The 17,352-nt window shown below is 69.3% G+C and carries 17 protein-coding genes and 1 pseudogene; 11 read left to right on the top strand and 7 right to left on the bottom strand.

The window, feature by feature from the left end:
- The first annotated feature begins 6 nt into the window (after positions 1-6).
- Together HNV26_RS27070 and HNV26_RS27065 are read left to right on the top strand one after the other, a co-directional pair.
- Positions 7-420: a hypothetical protein gene (locus HNV26_RS27070; protein ID WP_253817090.1), complete on the top strand. Its 414-nt coding sequence runs from the start codon at positions 7-9 to the stop codon at positions 418-420.
- Between the two features lie 168 nt (positions 421-588).
- On the top strand, positions 589-1,968 hold the full coding sequence (locus HNV26_RS27065; RefSeq protein WP_253817088.1) for a hypothetical protein: 1,380 nt from the start codon (positions 589-591) through the stop codon (positions 1,966-1,968).
- A 33-nt stretch (positions 1,969-2,001) separates the two neighbouring features.
- On the opposite strand, the gene bamE is transcribed toward HNV26_RS27065, so the two are convergent.
- The gene (gene bamE / locus HNV26_RS27060; protein ID WP_171443867.1) at positions 2,002-2,367 is read right to left on the bottom strand and encodes an outer membrane protein assembly factor BamE domain-containing protein; all 366 of its coding nucleotides are present in this window, start codon (positions 2,365-2,367) and stop codon (positions 2,002-2,004) included.
- A gap of 240 nt (positions 2,368-2,607) precedes the next feature.
- Here bamE and HNV26_RS27055 point away from each other — a divergent pair, with 240 nt between their 5' ends.
- Positions 2,608-4,578, top strand: a complete 1,971-nt coding sequence (locus tag HNV26_RS27055) for a rhomboid family intramembrane serine protease (protein WP_171443868.1) — start codon at positions 2,608-2,610, stop codon at positions 4,576-4,578.
- A gap of 120 nt (positions 4,579-4,698) precedes the next feature.
- On the opposite strand, the gene HNV26_RS27050 is transcribed toward HNV26_RS27055, so the two are convergent.
- The 5 genes from HNV26_RS27050 to HNV26_RS27030 all read right to left on the bottom strand — a co-directional run bounded on the left by HNV26_RS27050 (position 4,699) and on the right by HNV26_RS27030 (position 9,006).
- Complete coding sequence (locus tag HNV26_RS27050) at positions 4,699-5,067, bottom strand: DUSAM domain-containing protein (RefSeq protein WP_171443869.1); 369 nt, start codon at positions 5,065-5,067, stop codon at positions 4,699-4,701.
- A 4-nt stretch (positions 5,068-5,071) separates the two neighbouring features.
- Positions 5,072-5,470: a hypothetical protein gene (locus HNV26_RS27045; protein ID WP_141255381.1), complete on the bottom strand. Its 399-nt coding sequence runs from the start codon at positions 5,468-5,470 to the stop codon at positions 5,072-5,074.
- A gap of 597 nt (positions 5,471-6,067) precedes the next feature.
- Positions 6,068-6,433: a hypothetical protein gene (locus tag HNV26_RS27040; protein WP_171443870.1), complete on the bottom strand. Its 366-nt coding sequence runs from the start codon at positions 6,431-6,433 to the stop codon at positions 6,068-6,070.
- Positions 6,430-7,404 carry a fatty acid desaturase family protein gene (locus tag HNV26_RS27035; protein ID WP_253817086.1) on the bottom strand — a complete coding sequence of 325 codons (975 nt, stop codon included), beginning with the start codon at positions 7,402-7,404 and terminating at the stop codon, positions 6,430-6,432. Before HNV26_RS27035 ends, HNV26_RS27040 begins: the two co-directional genes overlap by 4 nt.
- 444 nt (positions 7,405-7,848) lie before the next feature.
- Positions 7,849-9,006: a site-2 protease family protein gene (locus HNV26_RS27030; protein WP_171443871.1), complete on the bottom strand. Its 1,158-nt coding sequence runs from the start codon at positions 9,004-9,006 to the stop codon at positions 7,849-7,851.
- 211 nt (positions 9,007-9,217) lie between these two features.
- On the opposite strand from HNV26_RS27030, the gene HNV26_RS27025 reads away from it, so the two are divergent.
- The 6 genes from HNV26_RS27025 (at position 9,218) to HNV26_RS27000 (ending at position 14,846) form a co-directional block, all read left to right on the top strand.
- On the top strand, positions 9,218-9,943 hold the full coding sequence (locus HNV26_RS27025) for a Coq4 family protein (protein ID WP_171443872.1): 726 nt from the start codon (positions 9,218-9,220) through the stop codon (positions 9,941-9,943).
- 9 nt (positions 9,944-9,952) lie between these two features.
- Positions 9,953-11,515, top strand: coding sequence for an acyl-CoA carboxylase subunit beta (locus tag HNV26_RS27020; RefSeq protein WP_171443873.1), 1,563 nt, complete (start codon positions 9,953-9,955; stop codon positions 11,513-11,515).
- Positions 11,516-11,633: 118 nt separating this feature from the next.
- Positions 11,634-12,248 (top strand): hypothetical protein, encoded by a 615-nt coding sequence (locus tag HNV26_RS27015; protein WP_090484982.1) that lies wholly within the window; start codon positions 11,634-11,636, stop codon positions 12,246-12,248.
- Between the two features lie 38 nt (positions 12,249-12,286).
- Positions 12,287-13,804: an acetyl-CoA carboxylase biotin carboxylase subunit gene (gene accC, locus HNV26_RS27010; protein ID WP_171443874.1), complete on the top strand. Its 1,518-nt coding sequence runs from the start codon at positions 12,287-12,289 to the stop codon at positions 13,802-13,804.
- Between the two features lie 24 nt (positions 13,805-13,828).
- Positions 13,829-14,326 carry a biotin/lipoyl-containing protein gene (locus HNV26_RS27005; protein WP_171452901.1) on the top strand — a complete coding sequence of 166 codons (498 nt, stop codon included), beginning with the start codon at positions 13,829-13,831 and terminating at the stop codon, positions 14,324-14,326.
- Between the two features lie 4 nt (positions 14,327-14,330).
- Positions 14,331-14,846, top strand: coding sequence for a YfbM family protein (locus HNV26_RS27000; RefSeq protein WP_141255389.1), 516 nt, complete (start codon positions 14,331-14,333; stop codon positions 14,844-14,846).
- Positions 14,847-14,868: 22 nt separating this feature from the next.
- Here the strand turns inward: HNV26_RS27000 and HNV26_RS26995 are convergent, their stop codons facing one another.
- Entirely contained in the window at positions 14,869-15,645 is a 777-nt protein-coding gene (locus HNV26_RS26995) for a TSUP family transporter (protein ID WP_366816995.1), read from the bottom strand.
- 135 nt (positions 15,646-15,780) lie between these two features.
- Between HNV26_RS26995 and HNV26_RS26990 the strand changes: the two genes are divergently transcribed.
- Positions 15,781-16,593 (top strand): hypothetical protein, encoded by an 813-nt coding sequence (locus HNV26_RS26990; protein ID WP_171443875.1) that lies wholly within the window; start codon positions 15,781-15,783, stop codon positions 16,591-16,593.
- A 99-nt stretch (positions 16,594-16,692) separates the two neighbouring features.
- Positions 16,693-17,352, top strand: a pseudogene (locus HNV26_RS26985) (molecular chaperone DnaJ); the annotation flags it as partial.

Raw genomic sequence — 17,352 nt, 5'->3', positions numbered from 1 at the left:
GCAGTGATGGAGATGAACGTCTCGAGGCCGGTGCTTGCTGGGGGTTTCTGGAAGAAGAAGCGCACGCAGCCGGCGCAGCGCGCCAAGGACGCGTCGCTGGTGCGGTGGGAGTCGCAGCCGTGGCGCCGCCAGTTACGCGACGCGGCGGAGTACGAGCACCCGGTGGCGCGTGCCGCGCTGGTGCAGGCGCTGCTGGCGGAAGGCCTGACGATGGACGCGGACGCGGCGCGCTTCGCGGGAACCAGCGAAGACCGCGACTGCATCAGCATCGCGCAGGTGCTGCGCTTCGCCGACTCGCTCGTGCTGCGCATGGCGCTGGCGTGCACGGATGACCACGTGCTCCAACTGGTGCATCTGCGCCGCGACGCCGAGGACCTGGCGGAGCGGATGATTGAGTGGGCCAACGCCGGCCGCCTGTAGGCCGGATGCGGCACAGCAGGCGCGGACATCGGCCCGGTGTCGTGGCGTGACTCGCCGGAGGTCGCACGCTGGGGCGGCGTGCGGCGCGGCGCCTGGGCCACGGTGAGGGCCTGAGCCCCTGCGAGTCCCTCCTTGACAGCGTGGGAGCCCGGCTGTTCTCACGGAGCCATGCTCTCCTCGCTCGTCCTGGCCGCCACCCTTGCAACGGCCCCTGCTCCCCGTGCCGCCGCTTCGGCGCAGACGCTCGTCCATGTGCCGAAGGTGGATGCGCTGACGGGCCTGGCCGCGTTCCTGGAGCGCGCGGGCCAACACGCCGCGCTGCTGCGTCCCTCGGCGTGGCGGACGGAGCTGCATCCCTTCCTCGCGGTCGACCCCACGCGGCCCCAGTCCCTGTCCGAGCTGGGCCTGGATCCAGCCGGTCCGGCCACCGTGTCCATGCGCAACGATGGCCGCGTGTCCTGCATGCGGGTGGCTGACGCCAAGGTGTTCCAGGCGAAGGCCGCCGAAGCCATCACCGCCGCGGGCGGCGCCGAAGCGAAGCCCACCACGCGAGGAGGGGTGACGACGGTGCATGTCGACCGCGACATGGGCGGTAGCATGGGCTACGCGATGAAGGGCAAGGAGGTCTGCGCCTTCGGCGCCATCGAGCGCGGCGGCGCGGACCTGCTCAAGGAGTCCGTCCGGCTGGTGGGCAAGGCGCCCGCGCGAGATGCCCGCCTGGGCAAGGTTCCGGGCGTGGCATTCGTCGTGTCGGGCAACACGGTGGTGGGCCTGGACGGCACGGCCAACGCGCTGCAGGTGGAAGGCGTGACGACGAAGTTGCAGTTGCCGGTCTTCCAGGCGCGAGGCACCAGCCCCTACGCGGCGATGAATTCGGAGGGGCTGCTCTCCTCGCGGGCGTCCATCTCTCCCATGGGCGTGTTCCAGACGGTGGACACGCTGCGCTCCACGCTCCAGGTCCTGTGCCCTACGTGTCCGAAGGAGCAGATGGTGTCCATGGCGAAGGCCGTGACGAAGCAGCTCACGGGCCACATGCTGGTGAACATGGACCACGTCCAGGTGCGCGGCTCCCTGCGCGCGATGTCGACGCGCTTCTTCGCGGTGCGCCAGGCCGTGGCCGCCGAGGTGAAGGACGTAGCGGCGGTGAAGGCCGCGCTGGCCCCGCTGGGCAAGCTCCCGGACGTGCTGGTGCTGGAGGACGGCTGGAAGCTCCCGCTCAAGGGCGGCAACGTGTTCGTGCGCATCAAGGGCAAGCAGCTCGTCCTGGGCAACGAAGAGTCGGTGACCCAGGCCACACTGGCGGCGCTGACGGAGACGGGCACGAAGACGGAACACCCGGTGGACTTCGCATTGGACCCCAAGCGGGTGGCGCGAGGCCTGGCGCAAATCTCCCTGACGGACATCCTGGCGGATGAGGTGCTTGCCGCCCTCTTCGCGGCCAGCTCGGAGCTGGGGCCGCTGCTGGCGCGCAGCGAGCGCATCACCGGGTGGATGGACGCCGCTCCCGGTGGCGCCCACCGCGTGTCCCTGACCTGGCCGCTGCCTTAGGAGCCGCCAGCAGCCGGAGCGGTCTCCAGACCGTCAATCGACGTAGTACTCGTGCGCGACGCGAGTAACCACGCCGCCATCCGAGAAGAACACCACGCGCAGGCTGTAGTGGGAGTCGGTGGGGCTCTTCGAATAGCGCCACAACGCCCCTTGAGTTGGCCTGTCGTGCACCTCCATCGGCTCACCGAGGAGCTTCACGACTTCATCCCGGCTCATGCCGGGCTGAACGCGCCTGAAGGCCAGCCACGAATAGCCCGGAGCAAAGTGGGTGCTCGGTCTGAAGATGAGCGACCAAAGAAAGCCGTCAAGGCCATCCAGCAACAGAAGATGCGCCGAGAACCCAATGAGGAACGAGGCGACGATGCCTCGCGTGAGCTTCCGGGCGATATCGGCTCTCATTGGCATTGGCCTCCGTTTGGAGTCGCGCGACCCTTCATATCGCGACTGGGGACTGGGCAGTCATTGCCCCCCTTGATTTGCTACCGTCTTCCTGGGCGCCCTCCGGAGCGCAGGAAGCTGGCTGCGCCTCCTCACCTGTCATGGGAGGACCGCGCCAATCCTCTAGCCACCCATCCTGTGGTATGTCAGGGCGTCATTGCGTGACGGAGCCGACGCGCGGCACGAGGGGGAAACCACGCCATGATGCTGTTCCTGCCCCTGGGGGTGGACAACACCGAGCTGGAGCGTCTGCCTCGGGTATCCATCACCATCGCGGCCATCTGTATCGTGGCCTTCTTCATCTCCTGGGTCATTCCGTCCAACCCCCTGGGCGTGGGTGAAATCGAGCTGCGCTCCCTGCTGGAGCAGTCGCTCGAGCACCCGGACCTGGAGTTCCCTCCCGCGTGTGCGGAGCGGCTGCTGTCCGATTCGGGCCGGAGGCTGGTGCGCAACATGCACCAACAGGCCGCGGAATCCGACGGAGCGGAGAGCGTGACGAACCGGCAGCAGGGACTGAATGAGCGCTGCGAGGAGCTCATCGCCCAGCACGACTCGAGCCTGCTCTCGCGCTTCTCCCTGGTGCCCGCGCGGGGACTCGCCCAGCCCGGCTGGCTCACGTACATGTTCCTCCACTTGGGGTGGATGCACCTGCTGGGGAACCTGCTGTTCTTCTACGTGACCAGCCTGCTGCTCGAGGATGCCTGGGGCCGGCCACTGTTCGCGGGCTTCTATGTCGTGGGCGGGCTGGTGGCGGGCGTGGCCCACTATGCCATCGACCCCTCGTCGGAATCGGTGATGGTGGGCGCCTCCGGCGCCGTGGCCGCGTGCATGGGCGCCTTCTGTCTGCGCTTCGCCCAGCGGCGGGTTCGCATCGGCTACTTCGTCTGGCTGCTGAAAATCTTCCGCGGCACCTTCCCCGTTCCCGGTTGGGTCTGGGGCGGCCTGTGGTTCGGCAACGAGGTGCTGAACTACTACCTCCTGGGCAACAACACGGGCGTCGCGGTGATGGCCCACATCGGCGGTTTCGTCTTCGGCTTCGCGGGCGCGTCGCTGCTGCGCGTCACGCAGTTGGAGGAACGGGTGGTGGCGCCCGCGCTCGCCGCGAAGCAAGGCGGCTGGGTGGCCGACCCGCGGCTGGCGGAGGCCCAGTCGGCGCTCGACCAGGGAGACCGCACGGCCGCACGCGCGGGCTTCCAGCGCTTGCTGAAGACCCAGCCGGACCACACCGACGCGTTGCTGTCGCTGGGCCGCATGGATTTGGAGGACGGAAAGACGCAGGCCGGCACGGCGCGGGTGGAGCGGGCGCTCCATACGCTCGCGGGTCGCGCCTCCACGGACGCACTGTGGTTCGCGATGGAGCCATTGGTCTCACTGCTGCCCATCAACGCGCTGCGGCCCGCCTCCGCGTGGAAGCTGGCGCAGGCGCTGGACACGGAAGACGCGCCGCCGGCCTCGTTGGAGACGACGGAGGCCCTGTACAGCGTGGCGGGCGGGGGCGCGGGCATCATCGCGGTGCGCGCGCTCATCCGCGCCACGGAGCTGCGGATGGCGCACTACAAGGACCTCGAGCGGGCAGCAGGCTACCTCGCGCGCGCCAAGCCGCTGCTGACGGGAGACGCCGCGTCGGCGGGAGACCGGGTCCGGGAGCTGGACGCCGAAATCACGCGGGTGCTGGAAGAGAACGCCTGGAAGAAGCGGGACGCCGCGCCAACGCCCGCCGTGGACACACCACCCGCGCCGCCGCGCGTTTTCCCCTGCCGCATCGTGGGAATGACGGACATGGCCCTCACCGTGGAGTCCGCCAATGGCCAGCGCCGGACGATGGCCATGACAGAGGTGCTGGCGATTGCCGTGGGCATGCTGCCCGTCGCCGGGCCGCCGGGGACGCCGCCGCGACAAACCGTGCTCACCGACCTGGTGCTCTCCTGGGGGAGCGCCAACGAGGGACCACGGGTGCTGCGGGTGAATGTCGCGGGGCTCGCGCTGAACCACTTCTATCCGGGTGTGGCGCCGCGTGAGGCCTATGCGCGATTCCTGGCGGACATGCTGGAGCGCACCAACGCCAACGCGCTTCCGGATGCCTCGTCCCTGAAGCAGGGGCAGTACCCGCGCTTCAACAGCGAGGCGGAGCTGAGCCTGCACTACTACGGGGGGAGCGCGGCAGCGGCCTGAGCGCGGCGGAGGGGCCCCACCCACGACGCCTCGTTGACTGGCCTCGAAGCCAGACATGGCGCCCGTGAAGGACCCGCTCCTTCAGCGCGACTGAGCGCCTGTCCGAAGGTGACAGGCAACTCACGCCAGGTCTTCCAGGGCCAACTCGGCCTGCTCGCGATAGAGGGGCACCTGCTCCACCGCGAGCACGTCTTCCAGCAACGCGCGCGCGCCAGCGGCATCGCCCGCGTCCCGAAGCCGACGGGCCCCCGTCAGCGCGCGCATGAGACGTTGCGAGCCATCACGAATGCGGCGGCGAGTCTCGTGAAGAAGCGCAGTCGCCGTGGCAACCCCCGCGACGGCGGCATGTGCCTCCGCGTCGGAAATGCCCACCTCTCGCGCCGAGCGGAGGAGCAAGGCGCGCACCTCGGCCGTCAGCGACAGCGCCTCACCGGCCTCCACGCGACGCGCCAGTTCACGCACCGGGTCCCAATCAATCGACTCGGCCATGGACTCACTCGCCTCCCTTGCGACGGCGGCACTTATCCACGGGCCATTCGTGTTGCCCTTCGCAATACCGGAAGCAGTCGTAGCAAGAGCCTGACCAGGCCTGCTCCTGGCACTGGGCGTAGGCGTCGATGCACACCTGCTTCCACCCGGGGATGGCTTCTTCGCTGGCCTCGGACGCGGACTCGACGGCCTTCATCGGCACCAGGTACTTGCTCGCCTCCGAGGCCGTCAGCCCGCAGCGCTCAGGCGTGGCCGGGTGCGTCTTCACGCAGCAACTCACCGTCGAATCCATGGGGCCGCACTGCGCCTGGGCCAGGTACACGGGCTGACGGGCCGCGGTGGAATGAGCGCTCCCGCCACACCCCAGCGCCGAGAGAACAATGGCTGCCAGCGGGCCCCACATCGCACAGCAATGCAAGGATGGCTCGTTTTCCATGAATAACAGCCTACACGCGCTTCATGCATGGACAAGCCTCCTTTCACGCCGCCAGCCTCCGGGCTCGCTCACGGCAATCATCCGAACCCACCGCTACGAGGGCACATCACCGTGGCCCGAGCCCATGAGGGCACCGGGCGGCGGCCTCGTCTGAAAGGGTCATGGATGCCGCCCTCCGCGCCCCATATGCAACGCGCCAGGTAGGCACCGCAAGCAGAGACTCATCATGGCGGGTGACTGTTCCCTGGCGCATCCCGAGTGTTGGGATGCCGCCATGGACCTCACGCTCGCCCACCCTGCGCGCACATTCCCTCCGGGCTGCGTGCTCAAGCTCGAGATGAGAGCCAGACCCGCTGAGGCTTCGCCGAGACGTACGCGACCTGCACTGCACCGGCCGACGATCGCGTGGCGCCCCACGCAGGAGTGGACGTGCACACGCGCGCGGTTCAGCCAGACGTTCGATGACAACGCCGCCGACGGCGGCATCCGCCACAGCCAGCGCATCGTCGACGAGTCGTTGCTTTCGAGCGGGAGTGACCCGCCTTCTTCTTCGGCGTCGCGGGCCTACCAGTAGCGGCGGGGAGGCGCGGCGGGCAGAGGAGGCGCGGGCAGGGGCTCAAGCATGCCGCACTTCAACAACCGCTCGACGGCGTCCTTGACCGACTTCGCGGAGGTGGCGCAGTCCTCGAGGTTGCGTGCCGCCTCGGCGACGGTGCGCCCGCCCGCTTCGAACTCCACCAGGTAGAGCCCGTCCTCCGCGGCAAGCCCGAGCGCTGCGCCCCACTTGGCCCGAGCCGCGTCGAATTGGGCGCGGCCGCTGCCGGATCTGGCCGCCTCAATCACGGCGGAATAGGAAGCCACGGCCTCCGTGCCCTTGGCCGAGAGCCGGAACTTCTGCGCCCGCCCGTACCGAACCTTCTCGTCACTCATACCGCCCCCTCGATGGCTGGCTGTCCCATCCGCTTGAGCCAACGCACGTGGCTCTTCAACGCCGCACCGACGCTCTCGTTCGCCCGGTAGCGAATGCCGTGCCTCCGGCAGGTCTCCTCGACAATGCGCGAAAGCGCCGGGTAGTGCAGGTGACACACCCGAGGGAAGAGATGGTGCTCCACCTGGAAGTTCAGCCCTCCCAGGTACCAGCTCACCAGCGAATTGCCGCGTGCGAAGTCCACTGTCGACGCGACCTGATGCATGGCCCAGTCACGGGGGAAGGGACGGTTGGCTTCCGGCGGCAGGGAGAAGTCCGCCTCCTCCACGCAGTGCGCCAGTTGGAACACGGTGGCCAGCGTCAGCCCGAGCACGAACGAGGCGAGCGCGTAACACAGCGCGACCTGCCAGAGCGGGTGGAAGAACAACGGCAGGGCGATGGTCCAGCCAAAGAACAGCAGCTTCCCGCCCAGGGCCCCGGCCAGCTTCAGCCCGCCGGGGCGCGGCATCTTCTGCCGTCCCACCCGTCCGGTGACCAGGTCCTTGAAGTCATCGACGAAGTGCCACTTCATGGGAAGCAGCGCGTAGAGCCCCCAGATATAGGCATGCTGGAAGCGATGCGCCGTGTGCAGCCGCTGGCCAGGAGCCAGCCGGCACAGCGGCTGGATGTCGATGTCCTCATCGAGACCGACCACGTTCGTGTGACTGTGATGGAAGATGTTGTGCTTCCAGCTCCACACATAGGACGAACCACCGATGACATCGAGCGTCCACCCGAGAATCCGGTTGATGCCCCGATGCACCGAGTAGCTTCCGTGGTTGGCGTCGTGCTGGACGCTGAACCCCACGCCCGCGATGGCCAGCCCCAGGGACACGCACCCGGCGACCGCCCCCCACGGGCCTGAGGCTCCCAAGAGAAGCCAGAGATAAGAGGCCGCGAACCAGCCCAGGATGACCACCGTCTTCGCGTACATGCGCGGGAGGTCACGAGGCGAGCGCCCGCTCGCTCCCAGATAAACCTCCACCCGCGCCCGGAGGTCCTGGAGGAAGGGCCCCGACTCAAGAAACTTCGCCTTCGTTGCTTGCGACAACGTCCACCCGCTCTCACGCCGCCAGGGTCACCGCCGGAAGAACCTGGAGTCGCGCTGGGAGGATCCCGCCGCGGCCATCGCCTGCCTGGTGCCGAAGGTCCATGTAACACATCGCCGGAGTGGACTGTTCCGGCGGTGCTGGGCCTCCTCCAGATTCAATCGCCACGGCTGGGACGCGCGCCTGGCATCGAGGTGCGCTCGCGGACACCACCGGAGCCGCTGTCGGCCAAACGACACCGCGTACCGCGCCTCCGCGGGAGACGTCCGACGCGCTCGCCGCGGAGGAGGAGGCCACTGAGCCAGCACCTCAACCCCACATGAGTCCCGTCACGCCGGCCGCTCCTGCCGCCACCGCCGCTCCTGCTGACCCCTGCGCTCCTCGCGCGCCTGGTACAGCTCCATCCCGCGCTGCACGTCGTTCACGTCGAGCGTCCCTGCCAGCACCCCGTCCGGCTCCACCACGACGAGCTGGGGCATCTCCTCCTCGGCCATGCGCCGCAGCGCCGTCCACCCATCCTCATCCAGCCGCACCACCACGGCGGGCACCATCACCTCGCGCGCGGTGCGCGTCATCCGCTCCGAATCCGGCACGGCCCGCACCGTCTCCAGCGACACCTGCCCCACCGGCCTTTCGTCCTCCGTCACCGGCAGCAGCAGCAACCGCGCACGCCGCAAGTCCCACAGCGCCTGCTCCAGCGACGCCCCCGCGTCCACGCCCACCCGGCGCGGCGTCATCAAGTCAGCCACCGGCACACGCTCCAACGTCATCTTCATCCGCACCTGCTGCGCCTCCGCCTGCGCGCCCATGAAGATGAAGAACGCGATGACCACCAGGAACGGGTTGAGCGACAGCACCGCCCACACAGCGAACAACACCGCGAACCCACGTCCCAGCCAGGACGCCACCTGCGTCGCGCGCACCATCCCCATCCGTCCCGCCAGCGACGCGCGGACGATGCGCCCCCCATCCATGGGGAACGCGGGCAGCAGGTTGAACACACCCAGGAACAGGTTCAGGCTGGCCATGTAGAAGAACGCGAACTGGAGGTTGAACGAGCGCGCCTCCTGGAGCAGCCACGTCGCGCCGCCAAGCAGCACCGCCAGCAAGATGCTCGTCAGCGGCCCCACCGCGGCCATCAGCGCTTCGTCCCGGGGACGCGGCGGCGCCTCCGTCAACTCCGACACACCGCCCACCATCATCAACGTAATCGAGCGCACCGTCCCGCCACGGCGCAGCGCGTACACGGTGTGCGCCAGTTCGTGGATGAACACGGACGCGAACAAGCCCAACGCCACCACCAACCCCCACAGCACGGGCGAGCCGCCGAGTCGCTCCGGGGGGACCTCCGCCACCTCCGCCGCACGCCGGAAGGCGCCGCCGAACAGGAACGCGAACAGCGGAAGGACCAGCAACAGCGAGAAGTGGACGCGGACGGGAATGCCGCGAAACGAGCCGATTTGAAAGGAACCTCGCGCGGCGCGCATGGCGGCCCTCCTATGGCTTCAACCTCCGTCCCCTCCACCCGGCGCGCACGGACCTGGAGGCGGCCCGGCCGGCTGCCCGCCCCTGAGTGTCCGCTCCTCGTCCTTCGGGATGTCCGCCCGCGAGCACGGCCGCGGCCCCCCTGCCCCGCCCTTGCGCCTCCCACATACGCTAGACGGGGCGGCCCCAGCGTCCCCCCACCTTGGAGGCACCATGAGGAATCCTGTCGCGTATGCGTGGACGGCATGGCGGATGGCACGGGCCCTCCGCGACCCGGAGAAACTCCAGGACGTCCTGGGTCTGGCCCCCGTGCTCGCGCCCCCCATGGCGATGCGGCGGCTGGTGGAGCGGCTGATGCGCCACGCCTCCGCGGCCCAGGCCTTCATCGACCGCCCTCGCGTGGGCCTGCTCCACCTGGCCGCGCTGCGCGCCCTGCCCGAACACACCCTGGGACGTGCCTTCGTCGACCACCTGGAGGCCAACCAGGTGAACCCTGACGCACTGCCCTCCCTGGAGGCGCGGACCGACGAGGAGTACGTGCGAGCGCACCTGCTCGAATCCCATGACGTCTGGCACGTCCTCACCGGCTTTCCGACGAGCGTGGCGGGCGAGCTGGGCCTCCAGGCCTTCAGCCTTTCCCAGGTGGGCAGCCCCTTCGCGCTGGGCATCCTCGCGGGCGGCCTGACGAACACCCTCCTCTACGCGTTTCCCCAGCGCGAGGAGCGCATGCGCGCCATCGTCCGGGGCTGGCTGCTGGGACAACGGGCCCGGCTGCTCTTCGGGGCACCGTGGTGTCAGATGTGGGAGTCGCCCCTGGAGGAGGTCCGCCAGCGCTACGGCCTGGACCTGGCGGCGGTGGATGCAGTGCTTGACGACCCCATGCGTCCGGCCATGGAAGTCAGGAATCCAGGCAGCGCGTCCCCGCCCCAATCATGCTAGACGCGCCCCATGGACCAGACTCCCGAGAAGGACCCCCTCCGCGCACGTCTCGAGAAGATGGAGAAGCAGGCCGAGCTGGGTGGCGGCGCCGACCGCATCGCCAAGCAGCACGAAGCCGGCAAGCTCACCGCCCGCGAGCGCATCGACCTGCTCCTTGACCCCGGCTCCTTCTGTGAGCTGGACAAGTTCGTCACCCACCGCTCGAACGAGTTCGGCATGGGCGACAAGAAGATTCCAGGCGACGGCGTCGTCACCGGCTACGGCACCGTGGAAGGCCGCAAGGTCTTCGTCTTCGCCCAGGACTTCACCGTCTTCGGCGGCTCGCTGTCGGGCGCCTACGCGCAGAAGATCTGCAAGATCATGGACCTGGCCACCCGCGTGGGTGCGCCCGTCATCGGCCTGAATGACTCGGGCGGCGCGCGCATCCAGGAAGGCGTGGAGAGCCTGGCCGGCTACGCGGACATCTTCGTGCGCAACACGCTGGCCTCCGGCGTGGTGCCCCAGATTTCGCTCATCATGGGCCCGTGCGCGGGCGGCGCGGTGTACTCGCCCGCCATCACCGACTTCATCATGATGGTGAAGGACACCTCGTACATGTTCATCACCGGCCCGGACGTCATCAAGACGGTGACGCACGAGGAGGTGTCGAAGGAGGCGCTGGGCGGCGCCGTCACGCACAACCAGAAGTCCGGCGTGGCCCACTTCGCGGCGGAGAACGAGCAGGCCGCCATCGTGATGACGCGCGAGCTGCTCTCCTTCCTGCCCTCCAACAACCAGGAAGAGGCGCCCGTCCAGCCGTGCGAGGACGACGCGTTCCGGGCCGAGGAGTCGCTCAAGACGATTGTCCCGAGCAACCCCAACAAGCCCTACGACATCAAGGAAGTCATCAAGGCCATCGTCGACGACAAGCACTTCTTCGAGGTGCAGGAGCACTTCGCGAAGAACATCGTCATCGGCTTCGCGCGCATGAACGGGCGCAGCGTGGGCGTCGTCGCCAACCAGCCCGCGGTGCTCGCCGGCGTGCTGGACATCGACGCCAGCATCAAGGCCGCGCGCTTCGTGCGCTTCTGCGACTGCTTCAACATCCCGCTCGTCACGCTGGTGGACGTGCCCGGCTTCCTCCCCGGCACCGACCAGGAGTGGGGCGGCATCATCACCCACGGCGCCAAGCTGCTGTACGCCTACGCCGAGGCCACCGTCCCCAAGGTCACCGTCATCACCCGCAAGGCCTACGGCGGCGCCTATGACGTCATGGCGTCCAAGCACATCCGCGCGGACATGAACTTCGCCTGGCCCACCGCCGAAATCGCCGTCATGGGCCCCGAGGGCGCGGTCAACATCATCTTCCGCAACGAGCTGGCCAAGGCCCCGGACGCCGCCGCCGAGCGGGCCCGGCTGACCGCGGACTACCGCGACAAGTTCGCCACCCCGTTCAAGGCGGCCGAGCTGGGCTACATCGACGAGATCATCCGTCCGGAGGAGACGCGCGCGAAGCTCATCCGCGCCCTGGAGCTGCTGAAGGACAAGCGCCAGGAGAACCTCCCCCGCAAGCACGGCAACATCCCGCTCTAGGTTTCTTCCAGCCCTCGCCTGCCCGCCCTCTGTCGCCAGCAGGGCAGGCAGGCGCGCGCGAAGGGGGAAATTTGGGGGTGACGAACGGGCTTACAGGGGCCAGGAAAGGAATCTCATTTTGCCCCACCGTCGCCTCATCCTCTTTCTCTCCGACGTCGAAGGAAACCTCACCGCCCTGCGCCAGACGCTCAAGCGCGTCTGCGAAGCGGTGGACCTGGCCACGCCCGAGGTGAAGTGGGTGGAGCCTCCGCCAGAGGGGCTGGCCGATGCGGGCTGGCACGCCGTCGAGTTGGAGCTCCCGCCCGCCCCGGGCCGCAAGGCGCGCAAGTCCGAGCAGCCCTTCCTGGAAGAGCAGCTCGACGCCATGAGTCAGGCCCTGGCGCAGGACTTCCGGGACCGGGCGCTGGGCCTCTTCGTGGACCGCGAGCACAGCTACGCGCGCTCCTGCATCAGCGGCCCGGGCCGCCCGTCCAAGGCCGTGGAAGGTGAGGTTCTGGACGTCATCCGGCAGGCGGCGCGCTGGCTGGACGTGGAGACGGGCATGCTGGCCCGCCTCTTCGGCGGCGGAAACGCGGCACGCAACCTGTTGGCTGCGGCGGTCGACTTCGGCAACGAACCTGGACGGTCGGGTCCGCCCGCTCCGCCGGAGCCGGACGAGGACGACCGCTTCGTGGAGGCCAAGCTGACACAGGCTCGCGCTTACATGGAGCAGTACCTCAACACCCGGAAGTAGAGGCGGCAAACAGGGTCGCCCCGTGCTAGACGGGCCCCATGCCCAAGATCCGCAAAGTGCTCGTCGCCAATCGCGGCGAGATCGCCATCCGGGTGATGCGCACGTGCAAGGAACTCGGCATCGCCACGGTGGCGGTGTACTCGGAGGCGGACCGCTCCGCCCTGCATGTGCGCACGGCCGACCAGGCCATCTTCGTGGGGCCCCCGCCTTCGCGTGAGAGCTACCTGGTGCAGCAGCGCATCCTCGACGCCGCGAAGCAGGCTGGCGCGGATGCCATCCACCCCGGCTACGGCTTCCTCTCCGAAAACGCCGCCTTCGTCCGCGCCTGTGAGGCCGAAGGCCTGACGTTCATCGGGCCGCCCGCCTCCGCCATGGACTCCATGGGCGAGAAGACGCGTGCCCGCGCGAACATGATCAAGGCGGGCGTGCCCGTGGTGCCCGGCACCACCGAGCCCATCCCCTCCGTGGAGGAGGCGCGCGCCTACGTGGAGAAGATTGGCTTCCCCGTCATGCTCAAGGCCGCGGGCGGCGGCGGTGGCAAGGGCATGCGCAAGGTGGAGCGCATGGAGGACTTCGAGTCCTCGTGGCGCGCCGCCAAGAGCGAGGCCCTCAACGCCTTCGGCAACGACGCCGTCTACATCGAGAAGTACCTGGAGAAGCCACACCACGTGGAGATCCAGGTCTTCGCGGACCAGTACGGCAACACCATCCACCTGAATGAGCGCGAGTGCTCGGCGCAGCGCCGGCACCAGAAGGTGGTGGAGGAGACGCCCAGCCCCATCCTCTCGCCGGAGCTGCGCGCGAAGATGGGCGAGGTCGCGGTGAAGGCGGCCAAGGCCGTCAACTACGTGGGCGCCGGGACGGTGGAGTTCCTGGTGGACGTGCACCGCAACTTCTACTTCCTGGAGATGAACACCCGCCTCCAGGTGGAGCACCCGGTGACGGAGTGGGTGACGGGCCTGGACCTGGTGGCCATGCAGATCAAGGCCGCCGAGGGCGAGAAGCTCGGCCTCACCGAAGCCCCCACGCCGCGCGGTCACTCGATTGAAGTCCGCGTGTACGCGGAGGACCCGAGCCGCAACTTCATGCCCAGCCCGGGCAAGATTACGTACCTGCGCGTGCCGGGTGGCCCGAACGTGCGTGACGATTCGGGCGTGTTCCCCGGGTACACGGTGCCCAACGTCTACGACCCGATGATTTCCAAGCTGTCCGTGTGGGCCCCCACGCGGCGCGAGGCCATCGCGCGCACGCAGCGCGCGCTGTCCGAGTACGTGGTGAAGGGCATCACCACCAACATCCGCTACCTGAAGGCGATCCTGGCGCACCCCGAGTTCATCGAGGGCGACTACGACACCAGCTTCCTCACCCGCCAGCACGATGCACTGCTGGGCGCGGAGGACCCGAAGCTGAGCGAGATGGCGCTGCTGGCCAGCGTGGTGCACACGTACCAGAAGGACCAGAAGCGCGCGAAGACGCTGCCCGCCGCCGGTGGCGGCCAGGGCGGTGGCAACGGCGGCGTCTCCCCGTGGAAGCTGGCGCTGCGCACGCGCCGCTAACCCTCAGAGCTCGGAAGGACTTCCATGCGTTACTTCACGAAGCAGCAGGGCCAGAAGGAAGCGGTTCCGGTGGACCTGGAGCCCCTGGGGAACGACCAGTTCAAGATCACCGTGGGCGCCACCACGTACCAGGTGGACGCGCTGGCGCTGGAGCACGGCACGCTGTCCATGCTGGTGGACGGCCAGTCGTACAACGTCGAGTTCGAGGAGAACGGCGACGAGCTTGGCGTGCTCCTGCGCGGCCAGGTGAACCGCATCGACGTGGCGGATGAGCGCCGGCTCCGGCTGCGCGCGGCCAACGCGGCCTTCTCCGTCGAAGGCAAGCAGCTGGTCACCGCGCCCATGCCGGGCAAGGTGGTGAAGGTGGGCGACGAGGTGAAGGAGGGCCAGGGCCTCGTGGTGGTGGAAGCCATGAAGATGGAGAACGAGCTCAAGAGCCCCAAGGCGGGCAAGGTGACGGAGCTGTTCGCCAAGGAAGGCACCGCCGTGGAGAACAACGCCAAGCTGGTGGTGGTGGAATAACTCCATGGAGATGCTCTGCACCCTGCGCAGCGCCACCGAGGCCCAGCGCGTCGCCCTGCTCCAGGCCCCCGAACGGCTGGAGGACTTCGTCGACGATGACGAGGACTTCGGTGACCCGAAGGGCTCGGCGTTCCTGGAGCTGGACATCGGCGAGGCGTGGCATGGCCTCCAGTACCTGCTGACCGGAACGCCGTGGGAAGGCAGCGCGCCGCTGGACTTCCTGGTGCGTGGCGGCGAGGACGTGGGCGACATCCCTTCCGAGGAAGGCACCGCGCGCGTCTTCACGCCGGCCCAGGTGCAGGCCCTGGCCACGGCGCTGCAGCAGGTGACTCAGAAGACGCTGCGCGCGCGCTATGACGCGTCCGCCATGCAGGCCCAGGACATCTACCCCGGGACCTGGGACGAGCCCGAGTCCGAGGTGGATTTGCTGGAGGAGCTGCTCTCCTACTTCGAGGAGCTCCAGAAGTTCATGGCCGCCGTGGCCAAGCGCCGGGAGGCGCTGCTGGTGCACATCGGCTGATGGCGGGCGGGGTGACGGCTCCTCAGGCCGTCACCACGTCGTGCCCCAGCTTGAGCACCAGGGCCAGCACCACGCCCAGCACCACCTTGCGCACCAGCTTGTCGCCGCCCTTCACGGCCAGGTGCGCGCCCAACCAGGCGCCCGCGAACTGGGCGCCGGCCATGGGCAGCGCCACCTTCCAGAGCACCACGCCCTTGAAAGCGAACAACGCGACGGAGGCGAGGTTGGAGGCGAAGTTCACCACCTTCGCGTCCGCGGACGCGCGCGCCAGGCCGTGTCCCAGCAGGGACGAGAAGGCCACGATGAGGAACGTCCCCGTCCCCGGTCCGAAGAAGCCGTCGTAGGTGCCGATGGCCAGCGCGATGAGCGCGCCAATGGCCCGGGCGCGCGCGGGCGGCCCGGGCTCCGGCATGTCCCCCGGACGCGGCGACTTGCGGAAGGCGAGGAACACCGCCACCGCGATGAGCAGCACCAGCACCAGGGGCTTGAGGACTTCGGGCTTCACCAGCAGCACCAGCGCCGCGCCCCCGAGGGCCCCACCCAGGCCGAAGGGGAACGTCACTCGCGCCAGGTTCCCATCCACCAGCCCCGCGCGGGAGAAGCGCACCAGCGCGGCGAACGAGCCGAAGACGGACTGTCCCTTGTTGGTGCCCAGCGCCACGTGGGGCGGAAGACCCGCGGCCAGCAGCGCGGGGACGGAGATGAGCCCGCCACCTCCCGCGATGGCATCCACCATGCCGGCAATCAGCGCGGCCACGCACAGCAAGATGAGGTGCAGCGCACTGACGTCCACGTCCACCGGGGTGAACCTCCTCGCGGGCGGCGCCTGGGTACCACGGGCCCGGCCCGCCGCCCATGACCGCCCGCTTCTTGCGTCATCACCCTCCTTGGGCGTCAATGCCGGGACGACTCCGCTCCCCCCGCCGAGGTCCCCGTGCTCGCTTCCTTCCTCACCGTGCTGGCGCTCACCCTGGGCTCGGTTCCGAGTCCGCAGGACCCTTCCGCGCCCACGTGCCGCGCCATCGACGGCAAGGTGTCCTGCGGCTATGGGTGCAAGTCGGACGGACAGCGGGTGCGCTGCGCGCAGACACCGCAGGGCCACTGCCAGGTGATTGACGGGCAGGCGGTCTGCTTCGACCCGCCGGCCTACGTACAGAAGGCCTATGGCGCGGCGCTGCCAAAGCCGACGTGTCAGAGCATCGACGGGGTGGTGGCGTGTGGCTACAACTGCGCGACGCAGCCCGGCCGGGTGAAGTGCGCGAAGTCCCCCGCGGGCGTCTGCCGGGGCCGGGGCGGCGAGGTGGAGTGCTTCGACCCGCCCGCCGTGGTGTTCGCCGTGTACGGCAAGGACACGCCCACCGCCCAGTGCCACAGCAACGCCATGGAGCTGACGTGTGGCTATGGCTGCATCAACGCCTCGGAGGGAGTGCGCTGCGCTCGGACGCCCGCGGGCGTGTGCAAGCTGGCCAGTGGCCGCATCACCTGCTTCGACCCCTCCCCCGCCGCCCTGTGCGCCTGGAAGCGCGAACTGCCCGCGCCGCAGTGCAAGAACACCGAGGCGGGCCCGGTGTGTGGGTACAACTGCACCACCGCCTTCTCGAAGTCGGCCTGTGCGTCCACCCCGAACGGGCTGTGCAAGGTCTTCGACAGCGAGGTGCACTGCTTCGACCCGCCCGCTGAACAGAGTGCGGACGCGGCGTGTCTGGCGGCGCTCGGGCTGGCGGCACTGGATGGCGCTGCGCCCTGAGTCGAAGTAAGGGGCTCGCGCCCCGGCGCTCTGCTTTGATGCGACGGAGGACAGCGGTAGGGTTCGCTTTTCTCGCAGGACGAAGGAGCAAGGCCGCGCATGGCGGAGGGTGAGGTCCGGCAGTACTGGGTCCGCAACGACAGGGGCACCATGTGGGGGCCCCTCACCCTGCCGACCATTGAACTGCTCATCGAAAGCGGCTCCATCCAAGGCCGGCTCCAGATGTCCGAGGACGGGCTCAACTTCGCCTTTCCCTGGCGCTTCCCGGAAGCGCGCGAGGTCGTTCCCCGCGAGCTGTGGGGCCCGGGCGCACCGCCCGTCTCCGCGGCGGAACAGGCCGCACCGGGCGCTCCCATGGGCATGCCCCCCGGAGCACCCGTCATGGCGGGGCCAGGTGTACGGCCCGCGGCAGGCCCCGGCGCGCCCATCGCGGGCCCCGGTGTCCGCCCTGGCGCGGCGCCCATCGTGGGCCCCGGTGTCCAGACCGTGGCGGGCCCAGGCGCGGCGCCCATGGCGGGCCCCGGTGTCCGGCCCGTGGCGGGCCCTGGCGCGGCGCCCATCGCGGGGCCCGGAGTCCGGCCCGTGGCGGGCCCTGGCGCGGCCCCCATGGCGGGTCCCGGTGCGCGAGCCACTGTGGACCCCTCGCGGCGTCCCGTCGCGCCCGCCCAGCAGCCCCGTCCTCCCGGAGCGGTGCCACCGCCGACCGTGGCGGGAGCCGCGCGTCCGCCGAGCGCTCCCCCCGCGAGCCCGGCCCCGGCG

It is taken from the genome of Myxococcus xanthus, assembly GCF_013116825.1.
Taxonomy (GTDB): Bacteria; Myxococcota; Myxococcia; order Myxococcales; family Myxococcaceae; genus Myxococcus; species Myxococcus xanthus_B.
Note: the sequence above shows the minus strand (reverse complement) of the source record. Positions and strands in the feature narration are given on the sequence as shown.

Excerpts from the sequence above, each read along its gene's own strand:
- HNV26_RS27000 (WP_141255389.1), top strand. The coding sequence starts at position 14,331 with ATGGAGATGCTCTGCACCCTGCGCAGCGCCACCGAGGCCCAGCGCGTC.
- HNV26_RS27055 (WP_171443868.1), top strand. The coding sequence starts at position 2,608 with ATGATGCTGTTCCTGCCCCTGGGGGTGGACAACACCGAGCTGGAGCGT.
- HNV26_RS27040 (WP_171443870.1), bottom strand. The coding sequence starts at position 6,433 with ATGAGTGACGAGAAGGTTCGGTACGGGCGGGCGCAGAAGTTCCGGCTC.
- HNV26_RS27005 (WP_171452901.1), top strand. The coding sequence starts at position 13,829 with ATGCGTTACTTCACGAAGCAGCAGGGCCAGAAGGAAGCGGTTCCGGTG.
- HNV26_RS27070 (WP_253817090.1), top strand. The coding sequence starts at position 7 with ATGGAGATGAACGTCTCGAGGCCGGTGCTTGCTGGGGGTTTCTGGAAG.
- HNV26_RS27050 (WP_171443869.1), bottom strand. The coding sequence starts at position 5,067 with ATGGCCGAGTCGATTGATTGGGACCCGGTGCGTGAACTGGCGCGTCGC.
- accC (WP_171443874.1), top strand. The coding sequence starts at position 12,287 with ATGCCCAAGATCCGCAAAGTGCTCGTCGCCAATCGCGGCGAGATCGCC.
- HNV26_RS27035 (WP_253817086.1), bottom strand. The coding sequence starts at position 7,404 with ATGTACGCGAAGACGGTGGTCATCCTGGGCTGGTTCGCGGCCTCTTAT.
- HNV26_RS27020 (WP_171443873.1), top strand. The coding sequence starts at position 9,953 with ATGGACCAGACTCCCGAGAAGGACCCCCTCCGCGCACGTCTCGAGAAG.
- HNV26_RS27025 (WP_171443872.1), top strand. The coding sequence starts at position 9,218 with ATGAGGAATCCTGTCGCGTATGCGTGGACGGCATGGCGGATGGCACGG.
- HNV26_RS27045 (WP_141255381.1), bottom strand. The coding sequence starts at position 5,470 with ATGTGGGGCCCGCTGGCAGCCATTGTTCTCTCGGCGCTGGGGTGTGGC.
- bamE (WP_171443867.1), bottom strand. The coding sequence starts at position 2,367 with ATGAGAGCCGATATCGCCCGGAAGCTCACGCGAGGCATCGTCGCCTCG.
- HNV26_RS27030 (WP_171443871.1), bottom strand. The coding sequence starts at position 9,006 with ATGCGCGCCGCGCGAGGTTCCTTTCAAATCGGCTCGTTTCGCGGCATT.
- HNV26_RS27065 (WP_253817088.1), top strand. The coding sequence starts at position 589 with ATGCTCTCCTCGCTCGTCCTGGCCGCCACCCTTGCAACGGCCCCTGCT.